Below are 16086 nucleotides of genomic sequence, written 5' to 3' on the forward strand. Positions count from 1 at the left end.
GCCAGCGTGACGGTGCGGCGCGTCGCGGTCATGCGTGAGGCCTCCCTTGTGCGGTTATTGCTTTTGACAGCGATGTCATAACAATGCCCGCCCAGGTTGGCGAGACGCTTGTCGACACGTCTTGAGATTTGCGGCGCTCCCTCAGGAACGCACGCGCGGCACGCAGTCCAGCCAGCAGGCATAGGCCGCCTCGCGGGCGTGGACGGCCATGGCGGGCTTCAGGTCCTCGGCCGCCGGGCGCGCCTTGGCGGCCGTCTCCACCGAATCGTAGACCCCCGCCCCCAGCCCCGCGAACAGGGCCGCGCCCAGGGCCGTGGTCTCCTGGTAGCTGGCCCGCGCCACCGGAAGGCCGGTCAGGTCGGCCAGGCGTTGGCTGAACCAGGCGCTCTTGGACATGCCGCCGTCGATGCGCAGCTGGGCCTCGCCGAGGAAGGCGTCGGGCGCATCGGCGCGCATGGCCTCGATCAGGTCGCGGCTCTGCAGGGCGCAGGCGTCGTAGGTCGCCGAAGCGATCTCGGGCAGGCCGGCGTCGCGGGTCAGGCCGAAGATCGCGCCCCGAGCCTTGGCGTCCCACCAGGGCGCGCCGAGGCCGGTGAAGGCCGGCACGACAACGACCCCATGGTCGGCCTTGGCCGAGCGGGCCAAGGCCTCGGCCGAGCGCGGGCCGCCGGTGATGCCCAGCCCCTCGCCCAGCCACTGGATCGCCGCGCCGGCCACGAAGATCGAGCCTTCCAGCGCATAGGTCGCCTGGCCGTTCACCCGCGCCGCCACCGTCGTCAGCAGCCGCGAGGCCGAGACCGGGCGCGTCGTCCCGGTGTTGATCAGCATGAAGCAGCCGGTGCCGTAGGTGGCCTTCATCTCGCCGGGGCGGATACACCCCTGCCCCATCAGCGCCGCCTGCTGGTCTCCGGCCACGCCACGGATCGGCAGCGGCCGGCCCAGCACCTGGGCGCCGACCTCGCCGAAGTCGGCGGCGCAGTCCAGCACCTGCGGCAGCAGCGAGCGCGGCACGCCGAACAGGTCGAGCATCGGCTGCGACCAGTCCTGGGCCTGGATGTCGAACAGCAGGGTGCGCGAGGCGTTGGTGGCGTCGGTGACGTGCCGAACGCCGCCCGTCAGCTTCCAGATGACCCACGTATCCATGGTGCCGGCCAGCAGTTGCCCCGCCTCGGCCTTGGCCCGCGCCCCGGGCACGTTGTCGAGCAGCCAGGCGATCTTGGTGGCCGAGAAATAGGGGTCGAGCAGCAGGCCGGTGACCGCCGTGACCTCGGCCTCCTTGCCGTCCTTGCGCAGCTTTTCGCAGGCCTCGGCCGTGCGGCGATCCTGCCAGACGATGGCCGGATGGATCGGCCGGCCGGTGGTCTTGTCCCAGACCACCACCGTCTCGCGCTGGTTGGTGATTCCCAGCGCCACGACCGCGTCGAGGTCGGCGCCGGACTTCTCGACCGCCTCGCGGATCACGGCGACGCAGGCGGCGGCGATCTCGTCGGCGTCGTGCTCGACCCAGCCGTCCTTGGGGTAGCTCTGGCGCAGCGGACGCCCGGCCTCGGCCACGGCGGCCCCTTCGCTGTCGAACAGGATCGCCCGCGTGCTCGTGGTGCCCTGGTCCAGCGCCAGGATCAGTGCTCGCCCCATACGCGTTTCCTCTTTCAAGACGCCCGCTTCACCTGCGACAGAGCGCCGCTATTCTCTCGGTTCCGTGGCTTGACCTGTTTAAGCATGTTTTCATCTGGAAACACCAAGGTGCCCATAGTCTCGTTTGGCGCCCGAGGAGGGTCGTGAGCCAAGCCGTACAGACCGCCGAACTTCTAGCCCTGGCCCGCAGCCGCGAGCCGGAAGATCGCGAACGGCTGCTCTCCGGGGTGATCGATCTCTGCGAGACCGGCGAAGCGCAGGGCAAGCCCGCCGCGCCCGAAATCCAGATCCTGCTCGATTCGATCTTCATGACCCTGGTGGTCGAGGCCGAGCGCGACATCCGTCAGCGTCTGGCCGAACGCCTGGCCGACGCGGCCTGGGCGCCGTCCGCCCTGGTCAACATCCTGGCCCTCGACGAGATCGAGATCGCCCGCCCGATCATCGCCCGCAGCCCCGTGCTGCAGGACCACGACCTGATCCGCCTGCTGGTCCAGGCCACGCTGGAGCACCAGATCGAGGTCGCCCGCCGCCCAGGCCTGCGCGCCCCGGTGGTCGAGGCCATCCTCTCGCAGGCCGAGCCTGCCGTGCTGACCGCCCTGGCCGGCAACACCACCGCCCAGCTCAGCCAGGACGCCATGGGCCGCCTGGTCGGCCACGCCAAGGACGTGGTGGCCCTGCGCTCGCCCCTGGTCCGCCACCCGGGCCTGTCGCCCCTGCTGGCCGAACAGCTCTATCTGTGGGTCGGCCGCGCCCTGCGCGACTCCCTGGCCGAGCGCTTCGAGCTCGACCCGGTCAAGCTGCGCGCCGCCGTCGACGAGGCCACCCACGCCGCGCATCTTGGCCTGCAGCCCACCGCCGTCGGCGCCCTGTCCGTCGAGGACGAGGCCGACCGCGAGGAGATGGAAGCGGCCCTGGTCGAGAAGCTCGACTCCGCCGGCCAGCTGCGCCCCGGCTACCTGCTGCGCGTGCTGCGCGAAGGCCGCCTGCCCCTCTTCGTCTTCGCCATGGCGCGCCTTGGCCGCTTCGACGTGCGCCAGGTGCGCCGCGCCATCGACAGCAACCGTCCCGAACTGCTGGCCCTGGCCTGCTCGGCCGTCGGCATCGATCGCAGCGTCTTCCCGACCATCCTGGAGCACGTGCGCCAGCTGAACGGCGGCCGTCCCGGCGGCGGCGCGGAAGCCGCCCGCAAGGCCAGCGGCGCCTTCGGCCCGTTCCGCCCGGACATCGCCGCCATGGCCTTCCGCCAGGCCGTCAGCGCCGCCTGACCTCGGTGCGCCTCCCCAGCCCCGCTTCGCTCGGACACGACGACCGGTACGGCTGGACGCTTCATTTCTGGGGCGAAGCCTGCGACTTCACTACGCCGTTTCGTCCCTGGCTGGACGAAATCGCGCGTCGGCTCGGCGGCGCGCTGAGCCTGCCCGCCTGGGTTCCCGACGAGGACTTCGTCGAAGGCTCCCTGACCGTCGATGGCGAGACCATCGCTGTCTACTACGAATTCAGCCTGGGCTATCTGTCGCTCGCCCACCCCGGCAGAGGGACGATGAACACCATCCGCCGGCGCCTGGCGCAGCCCGCCAACGTCGCCTGACGAAGGCTTCCCCGCCTGTTGTTTGACAAGCGCCGGGTGATCCCGCCACTTGGGCCGGCATGTTCCAAGCCCAGCCTTACTCGACTCGCCTGACCTTCCAGGCCAGCGACCGCCCCGAAGCCATCGAGGCCCGCGAGCGCCTGACCGCCCGCTATGGCGACGCCGGCGAGGACGCCCAGATCGTCGTGGCCCTGGGCGGCGACGGCTTCATGCTGGAGATGCTGCACGAGACCATCCTCAGTCAGAAGCCGATCTACGGCATGAACCGCGGCTCGGTCGGCTTCCTGATGAACGAGTACAGCGAGGACGGCCTCCTGGAGCGGATCAACGCCGCCGAGCGCGCCGTCATCCATCCGCTGGCCATGGTCGCCATCGATTCTCGCCGCCGCCAGCACCGGGCGCTCGCCATCAACGAGGTCTCGCTGCTGCGCCAGACGCGCCAGACCGCCAAGCTGCGCATCTCGATCGACGGCAAGGTGCGGATGGGCGAACTGGTCTGCGACGGGGCCCTGGTGGCCACCCCGGCCGGCTCGACCGCCTATAATCTGTCGGCCCACGGACCGATCATCCCGATCGGCGCCCAGGTGCTGGCCCTGACCCCGATCAGCGCTTTTCGACCCAGGCGGTGGCGGGGCGCGCTTTTGCCGCAGAACGCGAGGGTGACGTTCGAGGTCCTGGAATGCGATAAGAGGCCTGTCAGCGCCGTGGCCGACAACTATGAAGTCCGCGACGTCGTCGAGGTGCACATTTCCGAAGACCGAGGTTCGACCCTGTCGATGCTGTTCGACGCGGGCCGCAGTCTCGAGGAGCGTGTGCTGACCGAACAGTTCTCTGCGTAAGCTTTCGTGTGGGTGAAATCGCGATCTCACTCATTCTTAACGCCTGGCATGTGACCGTTCCCGAAGTAACGCCGACGGGGAGGCGACCCGATGAATAAGCCCGCTGAGGTTATCCAGGTGCCGAACATGCTCAAGCTCAAGGTGGGCGGGCGTGGCGGTATCGACATGGCCGCCATCGCCAAGGCCGAAGCGGCCTTGAAGAGCCTGTCGGGCAATTTCGCCCAATGGCTCAACGACGAGATCACCAAGCTCGAAGCCGCCCGCCAGGGCGTTCGGGCCGACGGCCTCACCGCCCAGACGGTCGAGACCCTCTATCTGCGCGCCCACGACCTGAAGGGCCTGGGCGCCACCTACGAATTCCCGCTGATCACGCGCCTGGCGGCCTCGCTGTGCAAGCTGATCGACGATCCGGCCACCCGCCTGCAGGCGCCGATGTTCCTGGTCGATGCTCACATCGACGCGATCAAGGCCTGCGTGCGCGACGAGATCAAGACCGACGAGCACCCGGTCGGCCGCGCCCTGGCGGTCGAACTGGAAGGCCGCGTGGCGGAATATCTGGCCGGATAACGCCGGCCAGAATCCTCATTTGCGTCAAGGCTGTAACAAGCTCGACTGACGCCCGATACCAACACAACAAACTGCCGGCAGAGTTCTCCGGGAACCTGACGCTCCTTCCAACGGAGCGCCGTTCCCATGGGTCAGCACACCACCACCATCCGTCCCGCGCGCCGCGCCGCCTCGCCCGCGGCCGCCGACTGGAACCGGCCGCAGGTCTCGGTGGTCATCTGCACCCTCGACGAACACGAGGCCATCGGCGGCGTGCTCGAGGCGCTGAGCGCCGACCTCGCCGACGTCTTCCATGAGATCATCGTCGTCGACGACTCCGCCGACGACCTCACCGCCCGGGCCGTGCTGGACGTGGCCATGCGCCGTCCCGCCATCCGCCTCCTCAAGCGTGAAGGCGTCGGCGGCCTGGCCTCGGCCGCCATCGCCGGTTGGGACGCCGCTCGTGGCCAGACCCTGGCGGTGATGGACGGCGACGGCCAGCACGATCCGCGCCTGATCGGCGCCATGCTGCGCAGGATGAGCGCGCAGCAGCCCGACCTCGTCGTGGCCAGCCGCTATCTCGACGGCGCGGGTTCAGGCCTGTCGGGCGTCCGCCACGCCATCAGCCGGGGCGGCGTCAACCTGGCCGGCCTGCTGTTGGGCCTGCGCCTGGCCGACCCGATGAGCGGCTGCTTCCTGATGAACCGTGACTGGTACGAGGCCGTCCGCCCACGCCTGTCAGGCGTCGGCTTCAAGATCCTGGTCGACGTGGTCGCCTCGGGCACGCGCCGTCCCGCCGTCGCCCAGATTCCCACCGCCCTGCTGCCGCGCGCCGGCGGCGAGTCCAAGCTCGACCTGCGGGTGGCCTTCGACCTGATCGGCCTGCTGGCCGAGAAGCGCACCAACGGCGTCCTTTCGGCGCGGCTCTTCCAGTTCCTGGCGGTCGGGGCCAGCGGCCTCGTCGTCCACCTGGGCGTGCTGGGCGCGACCCAAGCCGCCGACATGGCCTTCTGGAGCGGCCAGACCCTGGCCATACTGGCCGCCATGACCTGGAACTTCGGGCTCAACAACGTCCTGACCTTCCGCGACAAACGCCTGCGGGGCGCGGCCCTGTGGCGCGGCCTGCTCAGCTTCTACGCCGCCTGCCTGGGCGGCGCGCTGATCAACGACCTGGCCGGCGCGGGCCTCAACGCCATCGGCGTGTCCTGGGCGCTGGCCGGGGCCGGCGGCGCGGTGCTGGGCGCGCTGTGGAACTACCACGCCTCGCGCCGGGTCACCTGGCGCGACATTCCCGAAACCCCGGAGGCCGAAACCCAGACCGCCTCCCCCCTGGCCGGGGAGAGCCGCGCCTGACCTTCTCGCCCGCTCCCGACCGCCGCGCCTGGTTCCTGGCCGGCGGCCTGCTGGTCGCCGCCGCCTTCGCGATCCGCGCCTGGCAATTCGGCAACCCGCTGCTCCATGTCGACGAGAACTTCTACCTGCTGGTCGGCGACCGCATGCTGCACGGGGCCCTGCCCTATGTGGACATCTGGGACCGCAAGCCGGTCGGACTGTTTACGCTCTTCGCCGCCATCCGCCTGCTCGGCGGCGACGGGATCGTGCAGTACCAAGTGGTCGCGACCCTGTTCGCGGCGGGAACCGCCCTGCTGATCGCCCGTCTCGCCGCTCCCGCGGCCGGGATCGTCGCGGCGACCGCGGCGGGCGTGGTCTACCTCCTGATGCTGCCGCTGGCCGGCGGCTGGGGCGGCCAGGCGCCGGTGTTCTACAACCTGCTCGTCGCCGGCGCGGCCCTGGCGGCCTATCGAGCGCTGAACGCCGACCCGCGCAGGATCCGCCGCCTCGGCTGCCTGACCATGCTGCTGATCGGCCTTGGCCTGCAGCTGAAATACACCGTGGTGTTCGAGGGCTTCGCCTTTGGCGTGCTGCTGCTGGGCGTCTCGTGGCGCGCCTCGCGGTCCTGGACGCGCCTGGCGGCCGACGCCGCCCTCTGGATCGGCCTGGCCCTGGCGCCGACCCTGCTGGCCCTGGCCTTCTACGCCTGGCGCGGCGAGGCCCAGGCCTTCGTCTACGCCAACTTCCTGTCGATCGGGGCTCGGGCCGAGGCCAGCGACGCCGAACTGGCCCCTCGCCTGCTGAAGGCCGCCCGCCTGCTGGCCCCGCCGCTCCTGGCGGTCGGCCTGGCCGCCTGGATCGGCGGCTGGCGCGCGCGCCCCGGCGGCCGGACGGCGTTCGGCTTCGCGATCGGCTGGCTGGCGGCGGCGCTGGGCGGCTACCTGATCTTCGGCACCTATTTCGACCACTACGCCCTGCCGCTGCTGGCGCCGCTGGCCCTGGCCATGGCCCCGCTGTTCGCGCCCCGTCAGCGCCGGCTGGGCATCGTGATCGCCTCGGCCGTCATCGCCCTGGGCGTCACGGCCGACGGCGTCGCCTTCGTGAAGGGCAAGGCCAAGCGCGGCGACGCGCACGAGATGGGGCAGCTGCTGGCCGCCATCCGGCCGGGCCTGTCGCAAGGGCTGTGGGTCTGGAACGGAGACAGCATCCTCTATCACCTGACCGGCGCGCCGCTGCCCTCGCGCTGGCCGTTCGCCGGCCACCTGAACCTGCTGCGCGAGCACGGCGCCGTCGGCATGGACCAGGAGACCGAGGTGCGCCGCATCCTGGCGACCCGCCCCGGCGTCATCGTCGACCGCACGCCCCGCGCCAAGGACTTCAACTTCGCCGTCGTCCGCATCGTCGATGCGGAGCTGGCGCGGCGCTATCGGCCGGTGAAGACCGTTAAGCTCAGCAAGTCGTCGCTGATTGTCTATCGACGGGCCGATTGAGGAAGATCCTCCCCCTCTGGGGGAGGTGGCGCGAAGCGCCGGAGGGGGGCCGTTTTCAGCTTCCGCGAAGCTGACAGTCCTCAGCCCCTTCCCTCTCCGTCGGCTTCGCCGACACCTCTCCCACAGGGAGAGGGTCTAATCTCTATTCCCCGATCCCGTTCAGCCGCTTGGCCGCCAGCACCGTATTGGCCAACAGGCAGGCGATGGTCATCGGCCCCACGCCGCCCGGCACCGGCGTAATCGCCGAGGCCACGTCCTTGACCTCGTCGAAAGCCACGTCGCCCACGAGGCGGGTCTTGCCGTCGTCCTTGGGGATGCGGTTGATGCCGACGTCGATGACCACCGCGCCCGGCTTGACCCAATCGGCCTTGACCATCTGCGGACGGCCGACGGCCGCCACGACGATGTCGGCCTCGCGGACGACGGCCGGCAGATCCTTGGTGCGCGAGTGGGCGATGGTCACCGTGCAGTCGGCGGCCAGCAGCAGCTGGGCCATCGGCTTGCCCATCAGGTTCGAACGGCCGACGACCACGGCGCGCTTGCCCGACAGGTCGCCCAGCTGGTCGCGCAGCAGCATCATGCAGCCGGTCGGGGTGCAGGGCGTCAGGGCCGGCAGGCCGCTGGCCAGGCGCCCCGCGTTGGCCACGGTCAGGCCGTCGACGTCCTTGTCGGGCGAGATGGCGGCGACCACGGCGGCCTGGCTGATGTGGTCGGGCACCGGGAACTGCACCAAGACGCCGTGCACGGCCGGATCCGAGTTCAGGCGCTCGACCAGGGCCAGCAGCTCGGCCTGCGAGGTCTCGGCCGGCAGGCGGTGGGTTTCCGAATGCATGCCCGCTTCCAGGGTCTGCTCGCCCTTGCTGCGCACATAGACCTGGCTGGCCGGATCCTCGCCCACCAGCACCACGGCCAGGCCGGGGGTCAGGCCATGCTCGGCCTTCAGGCCGGCGACCTCGGCGGCGATGGTCTCGCGCAGGCGGGCGGCGAAGGCCTTCCCGTCGATGATGGCGGCTTGGGTCATGTGGGGGCGCTCCTGTGCGCGCTCCCCTATCCCCTCGCCCGCCCAGGTGCAACCGGTGAACCCGCGCCAAGTTCATGCGAACGCTCTGGCGTGGACGTCATTCTTTCGTGCTAGAGCCGAGGGGATGGAATCTCCGTCCGCCGCGTTGCGCGCCGACGTCGTCCTGGTGGGCGGCGGACTGGCCAACAGCCTGATCGCCCTGCGCCTCAAGGCGCTGCGGCCGGGCCTGCGCGTGCTGTTGCTGGAGCGCGGCGCGACCATCGGCGGCCAGCACACCTGGTGCCACTTCGAGACCGACGTCGACGCCGCCATCGGCGGCTGGCTGCGGCCGCTGATCGCCCATCGCTGGAGCGGCTACGAGGTGCGCTTTCCCGCCCATAGCCGCCGCCTGCCCACGCCCTATCTGGCCATCACCTCGCGTCGCCTGCACGAAGTGGTCACGCGCGCCCTCGGCCCCGACGCCTGGACCAACATCTCGGTCGTCGACGTCAATCCACATCAAGTCACGCTGGCCGACGGCCGCCGCATCGTCGCAGGCGCGGTGATCGACGGCCGCGGCGCGCGGCGCAGCAAGCGCCTGGCCCTGGGCTGGCAGAAGTTCGTCGGCCAGGACCTGCGCCTTACCGCGCCCCACGGCCTGACCGCCCCGATCATCATGGACGCCACGGTGCCGCAGACCGACGGCTACCGCTTCGTCTACGTCCTGCCGCTCGACGCCCGCCGCCTGCTGGTCGAAGACACCCGCTACAGCGACGGCCCGGCGCTGGACCGCATCGCCCTCTCCGAGGCCATCGCCGACTACGCCAAGGGCCAGGGCTGGAGCATCGAGGCGGTCGAGCGCGAAGAGCACGGCGTGCTGCCCATCGCCCTGGGCGGCGACATCGACGCCTATTGGGCGGAAGCCCGGCCGCAGGTGGCCGAGGTCGGCCTGCGCGCCGCCCTGTTCCAGCCGACCACCGGCTATTCCCTGCCCGACGCCGCGCGCCTGGCCGACAGGATCGCCGCCCTGCCCCGCATCACCAGCGCCACGGTGCGCGCCTGCGTCGAAAGCCAGTCCAAGGCCGTGTGGCGCAAGCGCCGGTTCCTGCGCCTTTTGAACCGCATGCTGTTTCGCGCCTGCGCGCCGGAAGAGCGCTATCGGGTGCTGGAGCGCTTCTACCGGCTATCGGCGCCGCTGATTCAGCGCTTCTATGCCGCGAGACTGACTTGGCGCGATCAGGCGCGGATCCTGATCGGCAAGCCGCCGGTGCCGATCCCGGCCGCCATGAAGTGCATCCGCGAAAGTTCCGTGTTCGGAGGACAAGACGCATGAACGCCCACGCCTCGCTCCCGCCCCGTCCGAAGGCGGCCGTGATCGGCGCCGGCTTCGGCGGCCTCTCCCTGGCGGTTCGACTCCAGTCACAGGGCTTCGACGTCACCCTGTTCGAGGGCCGCGAGAAGCCGGGCGGCCGGGCCTATGTCTGGGAGCAGGACGGCTTCACCTTCGACGCCGGCCCCACGGTCGTCACCGACCCCGATTGCCTCAAGGAGCTGTTCGAGCTCTCCGGCAAGCGCATCGAGGACTATGTCGAGCTGCTGCCGGTCGATCCGTTCTACCGCCTGCTGTGGGAAGACGGCGACGTCTTCGACTACGTCAACGACCAGGAAGGTCTCGACCGCCAGATCGCCGCCCGCAACCCGGCCGACGTCGAAGGCTACCGCCGCTTCCACGACTATTCCGAAGAGCTGTACCAGAAGGGCTATGTCGAGCTGGGCGCCGTGCCGTTCCTCGACTTCGGCAGCATGATCGCCGCCGCCCCCTCGCTGATGAAGCTGCAGGCCTGGCGCAGCGTCTATGACAAGGTCGCCGGCTTCGTGAAGGACGAGCACGTCCGCCAGGCGCTGTCGTTCCACAGCCTGCTGGTCGGCGGCAGCCCCTTCGCCACCTCGTCGATCTACGCCCTGATCCACGCGCTCGAGCGGCGCGGCGGGGTCTGGTTCCCGCGCGGCGGCACCCACGCCCTGGTGCGGGGCCTGGCCCAGCTGTTCCAGGACCTGGGCGGCAAGCTGCACCTGTCGCGCCCGGTCGAACGCATCGCCGTCCGCGAGGGCCGCGTCACCGGCGTGATCACCAAGGAGGGCTTCGAGGCCTTCGACACGGTCGCCTCCAACGCCGACGTCATGCACACCTACCGCCACCTGCTGCGCGAGGACCCGCGCGGCAAGAAGGTCGGCAAGGCGCTGGAAGCCAAGCGCTGGAGCCCGTCGCTGTTCGTGGTCTATTTCGGCCTCAAGACCCAGCACCCCGAGATCCGCCACCACACCATCTGCTTCGGCAACCGCTATCGCGAGCTGATCGGCGAGATCTACGGCAAGAACGCCCTGGCCGAGGACTTCTCGCTCTACCTGCACCACCCGACCGCCAGCGACCCGGCCATGGCCCCGGAAGGTTGCTCGACCTTCTACGCCCTCTCGCCGGTGCCCAACCTGCAGACGGCCGACATCGACTGGTCGGTCGAAGGGCCGAAATACCGCGACCGCATCCTGGCCTATCTGGAAAAGCACTACATTCCGGGGCTTTCGGCGGATCTCGTGACCAGCCGCTTCATCACGCCGGACGATTTCGTGAAGGACCTCAACGCCTGGAAGGGCGCGGCCTTCTCGCTGGAGCCGATCCTGACCCAGAGCGCCTTCTTCCGCACCCACAACCGCGACGACGTGATCCCCAACCTCTATTTCGTCGGCGCCGGCACCCATCCGGGCGCGGGCATTCCGGGCGTGGTCGGCAGCGCCAAGGCCACGGCCGGGCTGATGATCGACGACTTCGCCACCCTGGCCCCGGCCGCCGAATGAGCGCGCTCGAAGCCCAGGACATCGAGGCGCAAAGCCGCGAGGCGATCCAGAAGGGGTCCAAGAGCTTCGCCGCCGCCGCGGCTTTGTTCGACGCCGAGACGCGCGCCGACGCCGAGATGCTCTACGCCTGGTGCCGGCACTGCGACGACGTGATCGACGGCCAGACCCTGGGCCACGGCATGAGCCCAGTCGCCGACGCCCCGGCCCGGCTCGAAGCCCTCTACGCCCAGACCCGCGCCGCCCTGGCCGGCGAGACGCCGACCGATCCGGTGTTCGCCGCCTTCCAGGCCGTGGCCCTGGGGCGCGGCATCCCCGAACGCTACGCCCTCGATCTGATCGACGGCTTCGCCATGGACGTCGAGGGCCGCCGCTACGAGACGCTGGAAGACCTGCTGGCCTATTGCTGGGGCGTGGCCGGGGTGGTCGGCGCGATGATGGCCATCGTCATGGGCGTGGCGGCCGACGACCTGCCGACGCTGCGCCGCGCGCAGGACCTGGGCCTGGGCTTCCAGCTGACCAACATCGCCCGCGACATCGTCGAGGACGCCCGCAACGACCGCGTCTACGTGCCCCGCGCCTGGCTGGCGGAGCTGGACCTTTCGGTCGAGCAGCTGACCGACCCGGCCCGTCGGGACGACGTCGCCGCCCTCGCCCGCCGCCTGGTCGAGGCCGCCGAGCCCTACTACGCCTCGGCCCGCTGGGGCCTGCGTGACCTGCCCGTCCGCTCGGCCTGGGCCATCGCCGCCGCCCGCGGCGTCTACCGCCAGATCGGCCTCGACGTGGTCGCCGCCGGCCCCGCGGCCTGGGACGAGCGCGTGGTCGTCAGTGGACGGATGAAGGCCTGGCGGGCGCTGGAAGGCGGGATTGTCGCCCTGCGCTCGGCGACCCTGGACCGGCTGGGACCGCCGCCACAGCGGCCGGCGCTGTGGTCGAGGATCTAGGGCCATCGCCGCCAACCGATCCCCTCTCTCTTAGAGAGAGGGAGGGGCCCATCGCGGAGCGATGGGAGGGTGAGTGGTTACACCTTCAGCCGGCGTGCCGGCACATCGCCCGCAACAGCGCCAAGATCGTCCAGGGGCTTCGCCTACCCACTCACCCTCCCACGCCTACGGCGCGGGCCCCTCCCTCTCTCCATGAGAGAGGGGCCGCGAGAAACGTCCCTTACCGCTCCAGCTCCCGATCCGGGAACGCCAGCTTGGCCGCCAGGGCCACGAACAGCACCCAGCGGAAGTCGTTGTAGGCCACCGCGATGCTCTCGGTCAGGGCCACGAGGCTGTAGACGACCAGGAACGGGAAGGCGAGCAAGGCCCCCCGGTCGCGGAACACGGCCAGCAGGGCCAGGGCCATGGTCTGGATGTAGAACAGCCCCCAGGCGGCCAGGCCGAACAGGCCCATGCCCAGCCACTGCTCCAGCCAGGAATTGTGGGCGTGCTGGGCCTGGAAGCCGGCGTTCTTGCTGATCCAGGCGAACGGCCCCCAGCCGCTCTTGTCGCCCCAGACCGCGTGATAGCCGTAGCCCAGCCAGGGCCGGTCCTGGATCTCGACCATGGCGGCGCTCCAGATCTTGGTGCGGCCGGTCAGGGTGGCGTCCTTGCCCAGGATGGCGAAGAACACGTCCGAGGCCAGCAGCAGGAAGGCCGCCAGCAGCACGACGCCGGTCACCGCCGTCCAGGTCGCCGCCGCTCCCGCCGCCGGCCCGCGCCGGGCGATCAGCACGAAGCCCAGGGCCGCTACGCCCAGCATCAGCGACACCAGCGAGGTCTTCGAGGTCGACATCAGCACGAGCCCGACCGCCAGGCCCGCGAAACCCCACCACAGCTTGGCCCGCGGCGGGTTCAGCAAGGCTGCCGCCGACAGGATGCAGAAGCCGAAGGCCATCATGCCGCCCAGGCCGTTCTTCTCGCGCCACAGGCCGCGCCAGGCGCCGGGGAAGAGCTCGGTCATCACTCCGATGCGCGGCACGGCGATGCAGACCACGTAGGAGGCCACGATCAGCACCGCGAAGGTCGCGGCCATCACCTCGGCCAGTTCCCGCCAGCGGAAGCGTCCGGCCAGGGCGACGCCGCACAGGGTGGTGCAGGTCACGGCGAAGGCGCGGCGGGTGGTGACGTCCGGCGCGATCGACCACAACACCGACAGGCAGACGATGCCGATCAGGGCGAACAGGAACGGCTGGCGCACGGAGACGCGGAGACTGTTGCGCGGGTCCAGGGCGATCAGGGCGAAGCCCGCGGCATAGGCCGGCAGATAGGCCACGCGCAGGATGGCCGAACCGGCCTCGTCGGCGTTCTCGCCCACCAGCGGCAGCTCCCAGCCGCCGCTGAACAGCAGGAGCAGCAGCACCGAGCCGACGAAGATGGCGATCTGGGGGAAGAGGAGCCTCGGCGGCGCGACGCTGACCGGCCCGCCGTAGGACGAAGTCACGGCAGGATGGCCCGCAGGAAGCTCGGCGGCGTCACCGAGGCCTGATTGAAGAACACCCCGGCGCAGCGGCCGCCCGCCGAAGCCAGGGCGTCGCGCAGCAGGCCCGGCGGCCGCACGTCGGCCTCCTGGGCGCTGACCACCAGCACGGTCTGGTCCATGTGCTGGGCGATGGTCAGGGCGGCCTGCGAGCGGTCGGCCGACGGGCAGTCGACGACGATGATCTCGGCGTGGCGGCGCAGGGACGCCCAGTATTCCACGCCAGGCAGGATGTGGGCCTTCTGGCGGCCGCGCAGGGCCTCGCGCTTGAAGCGGGTCACCCAGAAGCGCGGTCCGCCGACGCTGTGAGCGGCCACGTACTTGGCGTCGGGCCACACCCCGCCGTCCGGCTTCGGCGCCGGCGGCTGGACGGTGAAGAACATCGAGCCGTCGGGGCTGGCGGCCGCGCCCGAGCCCAGCGGGCCGTAGCGCTCCGGATCGGCGGCGATGGCCTGGTATTGCGGCGAGGTGGTGAGATCCAAGTCGATCAGCCAGGTGCGGCGGCCGGCGCGCTTGGCGGCGAAGCGGGCGAACTCGCGGGCGGCCGTCGAGGTCCCCTCCCCCCGCCGGGCCGAGACGAACTGGACGACGTGCGCACGGCCGGCCGCGGGGGCGCCGAGCGACCCCCACAGTTCAGCCATCTCGACGTTCAAATCCACCATTCGTCCGAATCGCCGCGCGTTGAAGACCGTAGAAACTAATGCCTAACCATGTTCGCGCGAAAGGCGACCAAATCGCCCATGCCGGAACGAACCTCTAGGCCGCTCGCTTGACGCCGGCCGTGGCCAGCACCGGCAGGCCCAGGGTGCGCGAAGCCGAGGCCGGGGTCTGCAGACCCGGGCGCAGCAGCATCCGCACCAGGCCCGCGCAGGCGGCGGTGAAGGCGGCGAACAGGATGGCCAGCACCAGCACCGGCTTCTTCAGGCTCTTGCCTTCCGATGGCGCCACCGCGCGCTGGACGATGCGGATGTTGTCGCTGCTCTCGGCCGACATCTGCCGCTGGGCCTCGTCCTGCTGTTCCTTGACCGTGAAGTCGCGGACGTTGGACGACAGCACGTCGCGGTCGCGGGTCAGCTGGTTGAACTCGGGCTCCAGCTCCGCCAGGCGCAGCAGGCGCTGGTTCACTTCCTGGGCCTGCAGGGCGTAGGCGCCCTGCGACTGCTTCAGGGCCGCGACCTCGGCGGCCAGGTCGTTGCGGGTCGAGGCCAGGGTCTGCCAGATCGGGTTGGGGCCGCTGCGGCGCGCGCCCTCGCCGTTGGTGCGGCCGCTGGCCACGCCCTGCTCCAGCTGGGCGATCTGGGCTTCGATGTCGCGCACCGGCTGGGCGGTCGGCAGGTAGCGCGACAGCAGGTTCTCGCGATCGAGCTTCAGCTGGGCCAGCTTGGTCGAGGCCGACATGTCCTGGTCGCGATAGAGCACGGCTTCCGAAGGCGTGCGCGACAGTTCCGACTGCACCGAGGCCAGACGGCCCTCGCGGTCCTGGAGCTGGGCCTCGATCGAATACTTCTGGCCCTCGACCTGGGCCTGAAGCTGGGTCAGGGCCGTCTTCTGGGCGGTGAAGTCGCCGATGTCGTTGCTCTGCAGGAAGGCCTGGTAGGCGGTGTCGGTCTCGGCCAGGCGCTGCTGGAAGCTGTCGCGCTGGCGCGACAGCACCTTGTCGTCGTCGTTGATCAGCAGGCTGCGACGATAGATCAGGTACTCTTCGAGCAGGGTGTTGAGCACCTTCTCGGCCGTCTCGGGATCCTGGTGCTGGTAGGCCAGCCGGATGATCGAGTTGTCGGGCGCGGTCTCGATCTTCAGGCTGCGGCCGACGCTGTCGCGCCCCTGGGCGATCATCTTGCGCTTCTGCTCGGGATTGGCCGCGGCGAACTTGCCAGCGGCGTCCGGGAACACGGTGGCGAAGCCCAGCTTGCGGATCACCCGCTCGCGCAACTCGCCGCTGCCCAGGATCTCGCTTTCCGACTGGATCACCTGGTCGACGTCGGGCACCGCGCCGCGGGCGGCGTCGCCGGCGCGCGGCTCGTAGACGTATTCCTGGCCCAGGCGCACGAACAGGCTGGAGCTGGCGGTGTAGGTCTTCTTCAGGGTGAAGGCGAAGGCCGCCCCCAGGAACAGGATCACCAGGAACACGCCGAGCATCAGCCAGCGCTCACGCCAGAGCAGCGTGATGAAGTCCGTCGGCGCATAGCGGGCCCGGGCCGCCCAGTCGCGTCGCGACGGCGGGTCGTGCGGCACGCTGGTCCAGGCGCTCGTCGACATGCGAATCCAATGGGTCCAATCTTCAATCGAACCCTGGGGCTTCCGGGCTTAAGGTTTGGTTACCTATGTTTGGTAAGAACCGTC

At 70.3% G+C, this 16086-nt stretch carries 14 protein-coding genes; 9 read left to right on the top strand and 5 right to left on the bottom strand.

Annotated features, from left to right (window positions below; all coding sequences use genetic code 11):
- Positions 1-141: 141 nt before the first annotated feature.
- On the bottom strand, positions 142-1635 hold the full coding sequence (glpK, locus tag AC07NG_RS08460) for a glycerol kinase GlpK (protein WP_494593296.1): 1494 nt from the start codon (positions 1633-1635) through the stop codon (positions 142-144).
- 143 nt (positions 1636-1778) lie between these two features.
- Here glpK and AC07NG_RS08465 point away from each other — a divergent pair, with 143 nt between their 5' ends.
- The 6 genes from AC07NG_RS08465 (at position 1779) to AC07NG_RS08490 (ending at position 7430) form a co-directional block, all read left to right on the top strand.
- Positions 1779-2900 carry a DUF2336 domain-containing protein gene (locus tag AC07NG_RS08465; protein ID WP_110121971.1) on the top strand — a complete coding sequence of 374 codons (1122 nt, stop codon included), beginning with the start codon at positions 1779-1781 and terminating at the stop codon, positions 2898-2900.
- 5 nt (positions 2901-2905) lie between these two features.
- Positions 2906-3223 carry a hypothetical protein gene (locus AC07NG_RS08470; protein WP_494593298.1) on the top strand — a complete coding sequence of 106 codons (318 nt, stop codon included), beginning with the start codon at positions 2906-2908 and terminating at the stop codon, positions 3221-3223.
- 59 nt (positions 3224-3282) lie between these two features.
- A complete protein-coding gene (locus tag AC07NG_RS08475) occupies positions 3283-4062 on the top strand; it encodes an NAD kinase (RefSeq protein ID WP_487288221.1) in 780 nt (259 codons plus the stop codon).
- Positions 4063-4152: 90 nt separating this feature from the next.
- A complete protein-coding gene (locus AC07NG_RS08480) occupies positions 4153-4629 on the top strand; it encodes an Hpt domain-containing protein (RefSeq protein ID WP_110121973.1) in 477 nt (158 codons plus the stop codon).
- 126 nt (positions 4630-4755) lie between these two features.
- Complete coding sequence (locus AC07NG_RS08485) at positions 4756-5961, top strand: glycosyltransferase (protein ID WP_494593301.1); 1206 nt, start codon at positions 4756-4758, stop codon at positions 5959-5961.
- Entirely contained in the window at positions 5856-7430 is a 1575-nt protein-coding gene (locus AC07NG_RS08490; RefSeq protein WP_494593303.1) for a hypothetical protein, read from the top strand. Before AC07NG_RS08485 ends, AC07NG_RS08490 begins: the two co-directional genes overlap by 106 nt.
- Positions 7431-7572: 142 nt before the next feature.
- Here AC07NG_RS08490 and folD read toward each other — a convergent pair whose 3' ends face one another.
- Entirely contained in the window at positions 7573-8451 is an 879-nt protein-coding gene (folD, locus tag AC07NG_RS08495; protein ID WP_110121977.1) for a bifunctional methylenetetrahydrofolate dehydrogenase/methenyltetrahydrofolate cyclohydrolase FolD, read from the bottom strand.
- 124 nt (positions 8452-8575) lie between these two features.
- On the opposite strand from folD, the gene crtY reads away from it, so the two are divergent.
- The 3 genes from crtY to AC07NG_RS08510 are packed head-to-tail and all read left to right on the top strand — an operon-like array spanning position 8576 to position 12224.
- Complete coding sequence (crtY, locus tag AC07NG_RS08500; RefSeq protein ID WP_492856055.1) at positions 8576-9763, top strand: lycopene beta-cyclase CrtY; 1188 nt, start codon at positions 8576-8578, stop codon at positions 9761-9763.
- On the top strand, positions 9760-11283 hold the full coding sequence (locus AC07NG_RS08505; protein ID WP_492856054.1) for a phytoene desaturase: 1524 nt from the start codon (positions 9760-9762) through the stop codon (positions 11281-11283). The genes crtY and AC07NG_RS08505 overlap by 4 nt, the downstream gene beginning before the upstream one ends.
- Entirely contained in the window at positions 11280-12224 is a 945-nt protein-coding gene (locus AC07NG_RS08510; protein WP_494593305.1) for a phytoene/squalene synthase family protein, read from the top strand. Before AC07NG_RS08505 ends, AC07NG_RS08510 begins: the two co-directional genes overlap by 4 nt.
- A 220-nt stretch (positions 12225-12444) precedes the next feature.
- Here the strand turns inward: AC07NG_RS08510 and AC07NG_RS08515 are convergent, their stop codons facing one another.
- From AC07NG_RS08515 to AC07NG_RS08525, 3 genes are all read right to left on the bottom strand, one after another.
- Entirely contained in the window at positions 12445-13707 is a 1263-nt protein-coding gene (locus AC07NG_RS08515; protein WP_110121981.1) for an O-antigen ligase family protein, read from the bottom strand.
- On the bottom strand, positions 13704-14405 hold the full coding sequence (locus AC07NG_RS08520) for a P-loop NTPase family protein (protein ID WP_487288228.1): 702 nt from the start codon (positions 14403-14405) through the stop codon (positions 13704-13706). The genes AC07NG_RS08515 and AC07NG_RS08520 overlap by 4 nt, the downstream gene beginning before the upstream one ends.
- A gap of 94 nt (positions 14406-14499) precedes the next feature.
- Entirely contained in the window at positions 14500-16002 is a 1503-nt protein-coding gene (locus AC07NG_RS08525; protein ID WP_494593307.1) for a GumC family protein, read from the bottom strand.
- Positions 16003-16086 lie beyond the last annotated feature (84 nt).

Source organism: Caulobacter sp. GW821-FHT10C03 (assembly GCF_059415485.1).

Bases quoted from the DNA above. Each gene is read 5' to 3' on its own strand.
- AC07NG_RS08480 (WP_110121973.1), top strand. From the start codon at position 4,153: ATGAATAAGCCCGCTGAGGTTATCCAGGTGCCGAACATGCTCAAGCTC.
- AC07NG_RS08525 (WP_494593307.1), bottom strand. From the start codon at position 16,002: ATGTCGACGAGCGCCTGGACCAGCGTGCCGCACGACCCGCCGTCGCGA.
- AC07NG_RS08510 (WP_494593305.1), top strand. From the start codon at position 11,280: ATGAGCGCGCTCGAAGCCCAGGACATCGAGGCGCAAAGCCGCGAGGCG.
- folD (WP_110121977.1), bottom strand. From the start codon at position 8,451: ATGACCCAAGCCGCCATCATCGACGGGAAGGCCTTCGCCGCCCGCCTG.
- AC07NG_RS08520 (WP_487288228.1), bottom strand. From the start codon at position 14,405: ATGGTGGATTTGAACGTCGAGATGGCTGAACTGTGGGGGTCGCTCGGC.
- AC07NG_RS08505 (WP_492856054.1), top strand. From the start codon at position 9,760: ATGAACGCCCACGCCTCGCTCCCGCCCCGTCCGAAGGCGGCCGTGATC.
- crtY (WP_492856055.1), top strand. From the start codon at position 8,576: ATGGAATCTCCGTCCGCCGCGTTGCGCGCCGACGTCGTCCTGGTGGGC.
- AC07NG_RS08475 (WP_487288221.1), top strand. From the start codon at position 3,283: ATGTTCCAAGCCCAGCCTTACTCGACTCGCCTGACCTTCCAGGCCAGC.
- AC07NG_RS08485 (WP_494593301.1), top strand. From the start codon at position 4,756: ATGGGTCAGCACACCACCACCATCCGTCCCGCGCGCCGCGCCGCCTCG.
- glpK (WP_494593296.1), bottom strand. From the start codon at position 1,635: ATGGGGCGAGCACTGATCCTGGCGCTGGACCAGGGCACCACGAGCACG.